The sequence below is a fragment of the Pseudomonas sp. V88_4 genome (assembly GCF_029967985.1).
GTDB classification, from domain to species: domain Bacteria; phylum Pseudomonadota; class Gammaproteobacteria; order Pseudomonadales; family Pseudomonadaceae; genus Aquipseudomonas; species Aquipseudomonas glycinae.
The window spans coordinates 28,077-40,666 of record NZ_JASCAF010000008.1; the positions used below are offsets into that span (position 1 = coordinate 28,077).

At 61.1% G+C, this 12,590-nt stretch carries 14 protein-coding genes; 13 read left to right on the top strand and 1 reads right to left on the bottom strand.

All coding sequences use genetic code 11. The annotated features are described in order from the left end of the window. The first annotated feature begins 75 nt into the window (after window positions 1–75). Window positions 76–846, top strand: coding sequence for an AraC family transcriptional regulator (locus tag QLG12_RS06660; RefSeq protein ID WP_236194730.1), 771 nt, complete (start codon window positions 76–78; stop codon window positions 844–846). 64 nt (window positions 847–910) lie between these two features. Continuing rightward, a complete protein-coding gene (locus QLG12_RS06665) occupies window positions 911–1,183 on the top strand; it encodes a hypothetical protein (protein WP_129972637.1) in 273 nt (90 codons plus the stop codon). A gap of 56 nt (window positions 1,184–1,239) precedes the next feature. Here the strand turns inward: QLG12_RS06665 and QLG12_RS06670 are convergent, their stop codons facing one another. After that, window positions 1,240–1,668: a hypothetical protein gene (locus tag QLG12_RS06670; protein ID WP_282474178.1), complete on the bottom strand. Its 429-nt coding sequence runs from the start codon at window positions 1,666–1,668 to the stop codon at window positions 1,240–1,242. Window positions 1,669–1,811: 143 nt separating this feature from the next. Here QLG12_RS06670 and QLG12_RS06675 point away from each other — a divergent pair, with 143 nt between their 5' ends. The 11 genes from QLG12_RS06675 to tssD form a co-directional block, all read left to right on the top strand. Then, complete coding sequence (locus tag QLG12_RS06675) at window positions 1,812–3,938, top strand: TonB-dependent receptor (RefSeq protein WP_282474179.1); 2,127 nt, start codon at window positions 1,812–1,814, stop codon at window positions 3,936–3,938. Between the two features lie 42 nt (window positions 3,939–3,980). Beyond that, window positions 3,981–4,511 carry a hypothetical protein gene (locus QLG12_RS06680; RefSeq protein WP_232253915.1) on the top strand — a complete coding sequence of 177 codons (531 nt, stop codon included), beginning with the start codon at window positions 3,981–3,983 and terminating at the stop codon, window positions 4,509–4,511. 271 nt (window positions 4,512–4,782) lie between these two features. Further along, window positions 4,783–5,739, top strand: a complete 957-nt coding sequence (locus tag QLG12_RS06685; protein WP_197870682.1) for an AraC family transcriptional regulator — start codon at window positions 4,783–4,785, stop codon at window positions 5,737–5,739. 141 nt (window positions 5,740–5,880) lie between these two features. Further along, a complete protein-coding gene (benA, locus tag QLG12_RS06690; RefSeq protein ID WP_197870680.1) occupies window positions 5,881–7,236 on the top strand; it encodes a benzoate 1,2-dioxygenase large subunit in 1,356 nt (451 codons plus the stop codon). Beyond that, window positions 7,236–7,724, top strand: a complete 489-nt coding sequence (gene benB / locus QLG12_RS06695; RefSeq protein WP_236194724.1) for a benzoate 1,2-dioxygenase small subunit — start codon at window positions 7,236–7,238, stop codon at window positions 7,722–7,724. Before benA ends, benB begins: the two co-directional genes overlap by 1 nt. Window positions 7,725–7,770: 46 nt before the next feature. Next, window positions 7,771–8,778, top strand: coding sequence for a benzoate 1,2-dioxygenase electron transfer component BenC (benC, locus tag QLG12_RS06700; protein ID WP_236194723.1), 1,008 nt, complete (start codon window positions 7,771–7,773; stop codon window positions 8,776–8,778). A 27-nt stretch (window positions 8,779–8,805) separates the two neighbouring features. After that, window positions 8,806–9,567 carry a 1,6-dihydroxycyclohexa-2,4-diene-1-carboxylate dehydrogenase gene (locus tag QLG12_RS06705; protein WP_197870674.1) on the top strand — a complete coding sequence of 254 codons (762 nt, stop codon included), beginning with the start codon at window positions 8,806–8,808 and terminating at the stop codon, window positions 9,565–9,567. A 22-nt stretch (window positions 9,568–9,589) separates the two neighbouring features. After that, window positions 9,590–10,711 (top strand): muconate cycloisomerase family protein, encoded by a 1,122-nt coding sequence (locus QLG12_RS06710; protein ID WP_282474180.1) that lies wholly within the window; start codon window positions 9,590–9,592, stop codon window positions 10,709–10,711. Window positions 10,712–10,729: 18 nt separating this feature from the next. Next, complete coding sequence (gene catC, locus QLG12_RS06715; protein ID WP_197870670.1) at window positions 10,730–11,020, top strand: muconolactone Delta-isomerase; 291 nt, start codon at window positions 10,730–10,732, stop codon at window positions 11,018–11,020. A gap of 41 nt (window positions 11,021–11,061) precedes the next feature. Continuing rightward, window positions 11,062–11,976, top strand: a complete 915-nt coding sequence (gene catA, locus QLG12_RS06720) for a catechol 1,2-dioxygenase (protein ID WP_197870668.1) — start codon at window positions 11,062–11,064, stop codon at window positions 11,974–11,976. Window positions 11,977–12,298: 322 nt separating this feature from the next. Continuing rightward, window positions 12,299–12,590 (top strand): type VI secretion system tube protein TssD (gene tssD, locus QLG12_RS06725; RefSeq protein ID WP_282474181.1); only part of this gene is annotated, 292 nt, incomplete at its 3' end.

A 12,590-nucleotide genomic window follows, 5' to 3' on the forward strand; every position in this document is an offset into this window, starting at 1 on the left:
CGACACGCTTCGAACGTTGCTGCAATCTGCACGCGAACACCTCAGGCCGATCCATTCACCGGGGAAGACCTTCACATGCAGAACGCGTTTGCGATCCTCTGTCAGGGCGATGAGCGCCAGCGTCCTCATACCCTCGACGCACTGCTGGCCGGCGTGGCGCCGCTGTTGCCGATGCTGGACGTGATTCCGAACGCGGCGATCTTCATCAAGGATGTGCAGGCGCGGTACGTCCTGGCCAATCGCACGCTGGTGCAGCGCTGTGGCCTGAAAGATTTGAAACCGCTACTCGGGAAAACCAGTGCGCAGGTATTTCCGGCGCAACTCGGGCCCGGTTATACCGAGCAGGATCGGCGGGTGCTGGAAGAGGGGTTCGTGCTGGAGGATCAGCTGGAACTGCACCTGTACGGCAGTCGCGAACCGGGCTGGTGCCTGACGCACAAGCGTCCGCTGTACAACCGCGACGGAGAGATCATCGGGCTCGCGGGGATTTCGGTAGACCTGCAATCGGCCAGCGAAACCCACCCGGCTTTTCAGCGCCTGGCAGCGGTCGACGAACACATCCGCGCGCATTTCAATCGGCGGGTGACCCTGGGCGAATTGACCCGGATCGCCGGCATTTCCGTGGCGCAACTGGAACGCTACTGCAAACGGGTGTTCCACCTGACACCGAGGCAGATGATTCAGAAAGTGCGGCTGGAACATGCCCATCGCCTGTTGCACACCGAGCTGCCGATCACCGAAGTGGCGCTGCAATGCGGCTACACCGATCACAGTGCTTTCACCCGCCAGTTCAAGGCATCGACCGGGTTCACCCCGCGTCAGTACCGACAGGCGACAGAGCAATGAGCGGCTTGCGAGTCATTGCGGCTAGACTGAACAGGTCAGCCCCACTTGCTGCAGGTGAAACGAGATGAGCGAATTCTGGGTACGCCGATGCTCGTATGGCCTGTGCGCGATCCTGCTGACGCTGACGGCATCCTGTTCGAGCAAGGCTCACTACGCGACCACCGGTGATCGCTGTTATGCCAAAGCGGTGCCGACGTCAGGCGAGGGCGGTCTTGCCTGGGGCGCGACCTTGGGCATCGCGCAAAAAAAATCCATGAATAACTGCATGCGCTACGCCGGCCGCTCGGGCGGAACGCCCGACACCTGTCAGGTGGTGTTGGCCAAGTGCAAGAATTGACGGGGGACCCAGTCGCCACCTCAAAGGCCGGTGGCGCTGTTGTCTTCAGACCAGAACTACCGTACGCGTCTCAATGATTGCGAAAGGGCCAGTCTGGCGATCAGCGAGGCAACGTCCTTGGCACCGTAGCAGCGGAATTTGACACTGTAGGCCTCTGTGTCGAGACGGACGATCTTCGTCACGAAACCGCCTTCGACGGTGACCTTGCGGATCGCCGGCATCGGTATCTCGACATCCAGTGTCCCGTCCTGAACCATGCGGTTCATGGCATTGGCATTCAAGAAAACGGCGTTTTCGGTGACGGTGACTCTGCCGCCCACCCACAATCCGCCATAGTGATTTCTGAATCCCTCGAGCACCCCGGCCAGTACGCCGACATTGCCGCTCCCCACAACCTCGTAGAATTCGCCCACATCGTCGTAGTTCAGTTCAGCATCGGTCACCAGAAAGTTGACCATCTTCGACTTCAGAACTTCTTCGGCCATCCCTGCATCTCCTTGTTCAAATCAATGTCCCGAATTTCAGCCGCCTGTTTACCTGACAAAAAACCAAATCGCCATGTGTTTCCTTCGTTCTTTCATACGTCGCAGTTGTCACTGTCCGTTCCCGCCTGTCTGGAGTTATACCGATGCCTTCGCTCAAAACCCTGCCCGCTGCCTTGCTGGGGCTGGCCCTTGTCTGTCCGCTCAAGGCGCAATCCCAGGGGCTGGAACTGGGGCAAGTGCTGATCGGGGCCGAGGATCAGAGCGGTGAAGATGCGTCGGTGGAAGAGGCAAAGGCTCGTCTGGCCGAGGTGCCGGGTGGCAGCAACGTGGTGGATATGCGCCAGCCATTGCAGGGCAGGGTCGCCAGCAATCAGGACGTGCTGGCGTATCAGCCTGGCGTCTATGCTCAGTCGGCGGGCAACGAAGGGACGAAAATCTCGATCCGTGGCTCGGGCATCAACCGTGCTCCCGGCGCCCACGCTTCGGGGCTGTACACGATGCTCGACGGCCTGCCGCTGACCGGCCCCGGCGGCACGCCTTACGAATTACTGGAGCCGTTGTGGCTCGACCATGTAGAAGTCCTGCGCGGTGCCAACGGTTTTGATCGCGGTGCGCTGGCCCTCGGTGGCGCCGTCGATTACGTCAGCCACACCGGCTATAACGCGCCACTGCTGAATGTGCGCTATGTCATGGGCAGCCACGGTTATGCCCAGCGACAAGTCAGCTCCGGTCAGGTGCTGGGCGATTTCGATTACTACCTGTCGATGACCGATGCGCATTCCGACGGTTATCAGGATCACACCGCCAGCAAGAGTCAGGGCGTGATCGCCAACTTCGGTTATCGCTTCAATCCGAATCTGGAAACCCGCTTCTACATTCGTCACCGCGAGACCGACAACGACCTCGCCGGCCGGGTGACCAAACATTCCATCGAACACGATCCGCGCGCGGCCAACCCGGCCTACGTGACGCGCAACGACAGCCGCGATCAGCCCGGCAGCACCTTCATCGGCAACAAGACCACGTACTACATCGATGACGATTCGAGCATCCAGACCGGTCTGGTTTATCACGATTACCCGATGGACCTGCGCGAAGGCCCCAATCGCCTGAAGGTGGCGTACACCGATGTCAGCGGCACGTTCGACTACAAGCGCCGCGACACGCTCTGGGGGATGGAGAGCAACAGCACCGTGGGCCTGCGAGTGACCAAACACCTGCCCAACGACGGGGCCAGCGAATTGGTGCGTATTCCCGGCGGCAACACCGCTGGTTATGCGCCGGGCACGCATATGCGCAACTTCACTTATCAGGGTTCGGATTCTGTCCTGCACGTGGGCAACGACCTGGAAATCGCCGACGATCTGTGGCTGACCACCGGCCTCGCCGCGATCTACACCCGCCGTGAAAGCGCGGTGACCTACCCGGAAGGTGGTGGCAAGACCAGCCTCGGCGACTGGGACTACGCGCCCCGTCTGGGCCTGCGCTATCAGGTGACGCCGGACCTGCAACTGTTCGGCAACCTGAGCCGTTCGGTCGAAGCGCCACATCCGTGGTCGCTGATCTACAGCTCCAACGTCCGCTTTCCGGCCGGCAGCGGTGCGGCCACCGGCACCCAGCGCGACCCGGTCAAGCTGCAGAATCAGACCGCGACCACCCTGGAACTCGGCGGCCGTGGCGACAGTGCGCTCGGTGAATGGAGTCTGGCGTGGTACTACGCTCAGGTACGTCACGAATTGCTTTCGGTGTTGCCGGACGCCAACGCCACCACGCCTTACGAACTCAACGCCAGTCCGACCGTGCACCAAGGCGTGGAGGCCAGCCTGCTCAGCAACCTGTGGTCAGCAAACGATGGCGGCAAGTTGAGCCTGCGCCAGGCCTACACCTTCAGCGACTTCCACTACCGCGACGACGACCGCTTCGGCGACAACCGCTTGCCGGGCCTGCCGATGCATTACTACCAGGGCGAACTGCGCTACGACTTCCCGCAGGGGTTCTTCGCGGCGGTCAACACGCAACTGGTCTCGAAAACCGCAGTGGATTACGCCAACAGCTATTACGCCGATCCTTACGCCACCTTCGGCGCGACCCTCGGTTACAACGCACCGAAAGGCGACTGGCAGACCTGGCTGGACATGCGCAACCTGACCGACAAACACTACGCCGCTACAGTTACGCCGGGCTATGACGATAAAGGTCTGGACGCCGCACGCTCCACGCCGGGTGAGGGCATGGCGATGTATGTCGGGGTGTCGTGGAGTTTGCTCTGAGGGGCAAGCAGTTCCCTTTTTAAACGTCTCAAGGAATGATTGATGGTCGTCGGTAAATACATGCTCGGTTGGTGCGCACTGCTGGCAGGATCGTTTGCGCTCAGTGGCTGCACGTCACTGCTCATGGGCAAACAGTACGAGTTTCCCCGCCCGGATGAGCCTTCTGCGACCGTTCGCGTTAAATATGATCGTGGCACGACACTGGACGCGATGACGTTCAACGAAAAAAGCTGTTATGCCGGCTATACACCGCTTTCCTATAACGGCGATTTCATCGAGTCCAAAGTCGCTGTCGGTAAAGAACTGGTGCTGACTTACCGCGATGTAGTCGGCAGTACTCAGTGCCAGATTCCCTTTTCCTTCACACCAGAGGAAGGTGCTGTTTACACCATAAAGACCGGCTTCTGGAGCGAGACCAAGCCCGGCATTATTCCGGTGTTCAAGTACGACCAATATCACTGTGGGATCGGTGTAGTGAAAAAGGTTGGCGATCAGGAAAGTGTTCAGCCTATCCAGCAATTGCGTATCAAGACCGGTTTCGCCTGCCTGAAATTTTTACCCGTCACAAAATAGCTTTCGGCACCTTTGCCTTTGCAGTTTGACGGGCGGCCCTGCTGGAGCAGCAGCCAACTTCTGAGTGATCGCGTTTGTCGCCTGGATCAAAACCACCTGTTCGCAGGTGGATTTTTCGTTGGGAACCGTCATTCCCGATTCGCTGAAAACGTTCGATCACCGCACGGCCAAACCTTCGTCCAATTGCCCGATCTTGCTCCCCGGCGTACTGTGACCGGTGATGGCGCAAACCGTGACCATCACCATAACGACAAGATCGAGTGCCTTGCCCATGGACAGCCGCCTGCTGAGCGACCGCAGCAGCGTGTTTCGCCACGCTGACCCGTATGCCGTCTCCGACTATGTGAACCAGCACGTCGGCCAGCATTTCATCGGCCTGTCCAAAACCACCCACCCGCAAGCCAGCCTCAACCACCGCAAACTCGCCGACCTCGATCTGTGCCGCATCAGCTATGGCGGCAGCGTTCGGGTGACGTCGCTGGCGCTGGAAACCGTGTATCACCTGCAAGTCCTGCTGCAAGGCAACTGCCTGTGGCGTGGGCACAAGCGCGAGCATCATCTGGTGCCGGGCGAATTGCTGTTGATCAACCCGGATGATCCGGTCGACCTGACCTATTCCGACGATTGCGAGAAATTCATCCTCAAGGTGCCGGTCAGCGTGCTGGAGTCGGTGTGCGACGAGCAGCGCTGGCTGCATCCTGCCGGGGGCATCCGGTTTCTGCGCAATCATTACCGGCTCGACGAGCTGGAAGGTTTTACCAGCCTGCTGGGCATGATCTGCCAGGAGGCCGAAGCCAGCGATCCGTTGCTGCGGGTGCAGGAGCATTACGCGCAGATCGTCGGCAGCAAACTGATCTCGCTGATGAACACCAACGTCAGCCGTGAATGCCTGAGTTCGCCGAGCGTCAGTTTCGAGCGGATCCTCGACTATATAGAGCGCAACCTGAAGCGGGATCTGCCCGCCGAACACCTGGCGGTCCAGGCGAACATGAGCCCGCGCTCACTGTACGCCCTGTTTGAACGCCAGCTCGGCGTGACTCCGATGCAGTACATCCGCCAGCGCAAGCTGGAACGCATTCATGCCTGCCTCAGCGACCCGAGCTGCCCGGTGCGCAACCTCACCGAACTGGCGCTGGACTACGGCTTCCTGCACCTCGGGCGTTTCTCCGAAAGCTATCGCCAGCAGTTCGGCGAATTGCCGTCCGTGACCTTCAAACGCCGCCACTGAATTCCCGCCCCGAAACAATCTGAAGCACCTGCTGCGCCGTCCTGCACAAAACGGATAGCGCTCTGCAGGATTCGGATATTGCCGCCCGCGTTGCCTCCCTAATCTGACCTGGCCTGAACAATAACAATGGAGGCCCCGGCCATGTCCCTGGGAATCGACTACCTCAATGCCATGCTTGAAGAGGACCCCGAGAAGGGGGCCTACCGCTGCAAGCGGGAGATGTTCACCGATCCACGGCTGTTCGAACTGGAGATGGCGCACATCTTCGAAGGCAACTGGATCTACCTGGCCCACGAAAGCCAGATCCCCAACGCCAACGATTTTCTGACCACCACCATGGGTCGCCAACCCGTGTTCATCGCCCGTAACAAGGCTGGTGAACTCAATGCTTTTCTCAATGCGTGCAGCCATCGCGGCGCGATGCTTTGCCGGCACAAGTCCGGCAACCGTTCCAGCTACACCTGCCCGTTTCACGGCTGGACGTTCAACAACAGCGGCAAACTGCTCAAGGTCAAGGATCCGAGCGAAGCTGGCTATCCCGAAGGTTTCAACTGCGAAGGCTCCCACGACCTGACCAAGGTCGCGCGTTTCGAGTCCTATCGCGGCTTTCTGTTCGGCAGCCTGAACGCCGATGTGAAATCCCTCGCCGAGCACCTGGGCGAGTCGGCCAAGATCATCGACATGATCGTCGATCAGTCGCCCGAAGGTCTGGAAGTGCTGCGCGGTTCCAGCTCCTACATCTATGAAGGCAACTGGAAACTCACCGCCGAAAATGGCGCCGACGGTTATCACGTCAGCTCCGTGCACTGGAACTACGCCGCTACCCAGAACCAGCGTCAGCAGCGCGACGCCGGCGAAGAAATCAAGACCATGAGCGCCGGCAGCTGGGCGAAGAAGGGCGGCGGTTTCTACTCGTTCGACCACGGCCATCTGCTGCTCTGGACCCGCTGGGCCAACCCCGAGGATCGTCCGGCCTACGAGCGCCGCGACGAACTGGCCCGGGATTTCGGCCAGGCCCGCGCCGACTGGATGATCGAGAACTCGCGCAACCTGTGCCTGTACCCCAACGTGTACCTGATGGATCAGTTCAGCTCGCAGATCCGTATCGCCCGGCCGATCTCCGTCGACAAGACCGAGATCACCATCTATTGCATCGCGCCTAAAGGCGAAAGCGCAGAGGCCCGTGCCAAACGCATCCGCCAGTACGAAGATTTCTTCAACGTCAGCGGTATGGCCACCCCGGATGATCTCGAAGAGTTCCGCTCATGCCAGACCGGCTACGGCGCCGGGCGCGGCTGGAACGACATGTCCCGTGGCGCGACCCATTGGGTCGAAGGCGCAGACGCGGCGGCCGAGGAAATCGACCTCAAGCCCTTGCTGTCCGGCATGCGCACCGAGGACGAAGGCCTGTTCGTGCTGCAACACAAGTACTGGCAGGAAACCATGCTCAAGGCCGCTTCGGCCGAGCAGGATCTGATTCCCGTGGAGGCTGTGTGATGAGCAACCTCTACGACACCGTGCGCGATTTCCTCTACCGCGAAGCGCGCTACCTCGACGACGGCCAGTGGGATCAGTGGCTGGAACTCTACGCCGCCGACGCCAGTTTCTGGATGCCGGCCTGGGACGACCACGACACCCTGACCGAAGACCCGCAAAGCGAAATCTCGTTGATCTGGTACGGCAACCGTGGCGGCCTCGAAGACCGGGTGTTCCGGATCAAGACCGAGCGCTCCAGCGCGACCATCCCCGACACTCGCACCTCGCACAACCTCAGCAACATCGAGATCGTCGGGCAGGGCGAAGGGCAATGTCAGGTGCGCTTCAACTGGCACACCCTGAGCTTTCGCTATCAGGTCACCGACAGTTATTTCGGCACCAGCTTCTACACCCTCGACCTGCGCGGCGAACAGCCGCTGATCAAGGCCAAGAAAGTCGTGCTGAAGAACGATTACGTCCGTCAGGTCATCGACATCTATCACATCTGATCGAGACGGCGGCGAGCCGGGCTCGACGCTGTGAGCGAGGTGCACCATGAGTTTCCAGATCGCACTGAATTTCGAAGACGGGGTCACCCGTTTCATCGAGGCCTCGGGCCACGAAACCGTTGCCGACGCGGCCTACCGCCAGGGCATCAACATCCCGCTGGACTGCCGCGACGGCGCCTGCGGCACCTGCAAGTGTTTCGCCGAAGCCGGGCGTTACGCCATGGGCGACAACTTCATCGAAGACGCCCTGAGTGACGACGAACTGGCCCAGGGTTATGTGCTGACCTGCCAGATGCGCGCCGAAAGCGACTGCGTGGTGCGGGTGCCGGTCGGCTCGCAGGTGTGCAAGACCGAACAGGCGAGTTATCAGGCGTCGATCAGCGATGTCCGGCAGCTCTCCGAAAGCACCATCGCGCTGTCGCTCAAGGGTGAATCCCTGAGCAAACTGGCGTTCCTGCCCGGTCAGTACGTCAACCTGCAAGTGCCGGGCAGCGAGCAAAGTCGGGCCTATTCCTTCAGCTCGTTGCAGAAGAACGGCGAGGTCAGTTTCCTGATCCGCAACGTCCCCGGCGGCTTGATGAGCAGCTTTCTCACCGGGCTGGCCAAGGCCGGCGACAGCCTGAATCTGGCCGGGCCGCTGGGCAGTTTTTACCTGCGCGAGATCAAGCGGCCGCTGCTGTTGTTGGCCGGCGGCACCGGGCTGGCGCCATTCACGGCGATGCTGGAGAAGATCGCCGAGCAAGGCAGCGAGCATCCGGTTCACCTGATCTACGGCGTGACCAACGATTTCGATCTGGTGGAACTCGACCGCCTCGAAGCCTTCGCCGCGCGCATCCCGAATTTCAGCTTCGGCGCCTGCGTGGCCAATCCACAGAGCCAGCACCCGCTCAAGGGCTACGTCACTCAGCACATCGAACCGCGCCACCTCAACGAAGGCGATGTCGACGTGTACCTGTGCGGTCCGCCGCCGATGGTTGAGGCCGTCAGCCAGTACATCCGCGAGCAGGGCATCACGCCGGCGAACTTCTACTACGAGAAATTCGCGGCGGCCTGAGTCTTCTTTCTGAATTGCGAGGTTGTCATGAACAACAGATTCGCCAACAAGGTCGCGCTGGTCACCGGCGCGGCGCAGGGCATCGGTCGCCGGGTGTGCGAGCGCTTGCTGGAGGAGGGCGCGCAGGTGATCGCTGTCGACCGCTCCGAGCTGGTTCACGAACTGCAAGGCGAGGGCGTGCTGTCGCTGACCGCCGACCTTGAGCAATACGCCGATTGTGCGCGGGTGATGAGCGCCGCCGTCGATGCGTTCGGGCGCCTGGATGTGCTGGTCAACAACGTCGGCGGCACCATCTGGGCCAAGCCGTTCGAGCACTACGAAGTCGAGCAGATCGAGGCCGAAGTGCGCCGCTCGTTGTTTCCGACGCTGTGGTGCTGCCACGCCGTATTGCCGTACATGCTCAAGCAGGGGCGCGGCGCGATCGTCAATGTTTCGTCGATTGCGACCCGCAGCCTGAACCGCGTCCCTTACGGCGCGGCCAAGGGCGGTATCAATGCGCTGACTGCCTGCCTGGCATTCGAAAACGCCGAGCGCGGGATCCGGGTCAACGCCACCGCGCCCGGCGGCACCGAAGCGCCGCCCCGGCGCATCCCGCGCAACGCCGCCGAACAATCCGCGCAGGAGCAGGCCTGGTATCAGGAAATCGTCGCGCAAACCCTCGATAGCAGCTTGATGAAGCGCTACGGAACCATTGACGAACAGGTCGGCGCGATCCTGTTTCTCGCCTCGGACGACGCCTCCTACATCACCGGTGTAACCCTGCCGGTCGGTGGCGGTGACCTCGGTTGATCACGCTTGAATGGACACTGAAATGAACCGGATCCTGATTGAAAACCTGTCGGCGATCATCGTCGACCTGCCGACCATCCGCCCGCACAAACTGGCGATGCACACGATGCAGAACCAGACGCTGGTGATCCTGCGCCTGCGTTGCAGCGACGGTATCGAAGGCATCGGCGAAGCCACCACCATCGGCGGCCTGGCCTACGGCTACGAAAGCCCGGAAAGCATCAAGGCCAACATCGACGCGCACCTGGCGCCGGCGCTGACCGGCATGGACGCGGACAACATCAATGCCGCCATGCAGAAGCTCGACAAGATCGCCAAGGGCAACACCTTCGCCAAGTCCGGCATCGAGAGCGCATTGCTCGACGCTCAGGGCAAACGCTTCGGCCTGCCCGTGAGCGAACTGCTCGGCGGCCGGGTTCGCGACAGCCTCGAAGTGGCCTGGACCCTGGCCAGCGGCGACACCGCCCGCGACATCGCCGAGGCCGAGCAAATGCTGGAAGCGCGGCGGCACCGGATCTTCAAACTGAAGATCGGCGCCAACCCGCTGGAGCAGGATCTGAAACACGTGGTGGCGATCAAGAAAGCCCTGGGAGAGCGTGCCAGTGTGCGGGTCGACGTCAACCAGTATTGGGACGAGTCCCAGGCGATTCGCGGCTGTCAGGTGCTCGGCGACAACGGTATCGACCTGATTGAGCAGCCGATCTCGCGGGTCAATCGTTCGGGGCAAATTCGCCTGAACCAGCGCAGCCCGGCGCCGATCATGGCTGACGAATCCATCGAAAGCGTCGAGGACGCGTTCAGCCTCGCCGCCGACGGCGCCGCCAGCGTCTTTGCCCTGAAGATCGCCAAGAACGGCGGCCCGCGCGCTGTGTTGCGCACCGCGCAAATCGCCGAAGCCGCCGGCATCGCCCTGTACGGCGGCACCATGCTCGAAGGCTCCGTCGGCACCCTGGCCTCGGCCCATGCGTTACTCACGCTCAGGCAACTGACCTGGGCCACCGAGCTGTTCGGCCCGTTGCTGCTGACCGAAGACATCGTCACCGAGCGCCCGCAGTACCGCGACTTTCACCTGCACATTCCACGCACCCCGGGCCTGGGCCTGACGCTGGATGAAGAGCGTCTGGCGCGTTTTCGCCGGCACTGATTCCCCAAGGAGAACGCCATGCTGTTCCACGTAAAAATGACCGTGAAATTGCCCGCCGACATGGATCCGGCCGTTGCCACCAAGCTCAAGGCCGACGAGAAGGAACTCGCCCAGCGCCTGCAACGCCAGGGCCAGTGGCGCCACCTGTGGCGCATCGCCGGGCACTACGCCAATTACAGCGTGTTCGACGTGCCCAGCGTCGAAGCGCTGCACGACACCCTCATGCTGCTGCCGCTGTTTCCCTACATGGACATCGAGATCGACGGCCTCTGCCGCCACCCCTCGTCGATCCACGCCGACGACCGCTGAGCCCGGACTCGACCCCACAACAACAAGATGAGGTGAACACCATGACCGTGAAGATTGCCCACACTGGCGAACTGCAAAAATTCTTCGAAGAAGCCGCCGGTTTTGCCAACGATGGCGGCAGCTCGCGCCTGAAAACCATCGTCCTGCGAGTGTTGCAGGACACCGCCCGGATCATCGAGGATCTTGAGATCAGCGAAGACGAATTCTGGAAAGCCGTCGATTACCTCAATCGTCTGGGCGGCCGCTCGGAAGCCGGGCTGCTGGTGGCCGGCCTCGGCCTCGAGCATTTTCTCGACTTGCTGCAGGACGCCAAGGATGCGCAGGTCGGTTTGACCGGCGGCACGCCGCGCACCATCGAGGGCCCGTTGTACGTGGCCGGCGCGCCGCTGTACGAAGGGGCATGCCGGATGGACGACGGCAGCGAAGAGGGCATCGCCACGCTGATGTTGCTCGAAGGTCAGGTGTTCGACCCGCACGGCCAGCCGCTGGCCGGCGCCACGGTCGACCTGTGGCACGCCAACACCAAAGGTACTTACTCGTTCTTCGACCAGAGCCAGTCCGAATACAACCTGCGCCGGCGGATCATCACCGATGCTGAAGGCCGCTATCGCGCCCGCAGCATCGTGCCCTCCGGTTATGGCTGCGACCCCCAAGGCCCGACCCAGGAATGTCTGAACCTGCTCGGCCGCCACGGCCAGCGCCCGGCTCATATTCACTTCTTCATTTCCGCACCGGGGCATCGGCATCTGACGACGCAGATCAACCTGTCGGGGGACAAATACCTGTGGGATGACTTTGCGTATGCGACCCGCGAGGGGTTGGTCGGGGAAGTCGAGTTTTTGGAAGACGCAGCGGGACGCCGAGCCGAATTGAAGTTCGATTTTCAGTTGCAGCAGGCGCCGGATTCGGCGGCCGAACAGCGCAGTCAACGGCCAAGGGCGTTGCAGGAATACTGATCTTGCGGGCGCTGATTGAAATTGAACAACTGCGCAAAAAGTTGCGCAGTTGGCCGTAATAAAACCACGTTAAAAATCGCTGCAGGGCTTATAGATCAAGGCCTGCAGCCAAGTGCGCAAGAAGTTGCACAGTACTGCGCAACTTCTTGCGCACTTTTTCGCTGTTTCCTACAGCAAAAGTCGAAAAAATCCCAAGCGAGTTTCGTAAACCCTTGATGGGTAATGGCCATGTGATGACTGGCACGACTTTTGATGACTCCTTGGCCACCTGGGCAGGCAATCACGCCGTCCGGTCCTGTCTTTTGAGCAAGGAGCACACCCCATGGCAACACCCGCGTACATGTCGGTTACCGGCGAAAAACAAGGCCTGATCACTGCCGGCGCCTTCACCGCCGACTCCGTTGGCAACACGTATCAGGAAGGCCACGAAGACCAGGTCATGGTTCAGGCGTTCACCCACGATGTGATCATCCCGCGTGACCCGCAATCCGGTCAGCCAACCGGTCAGCGCGTGCACAAGCCGGTCGTGATCACCAAGGTCTACGACAAGGCTTCGCCTCTGCTGCAAGCCGCTCTGACCTCCGGCGAGCGCATGAGCGAAATCGTTATCCAGT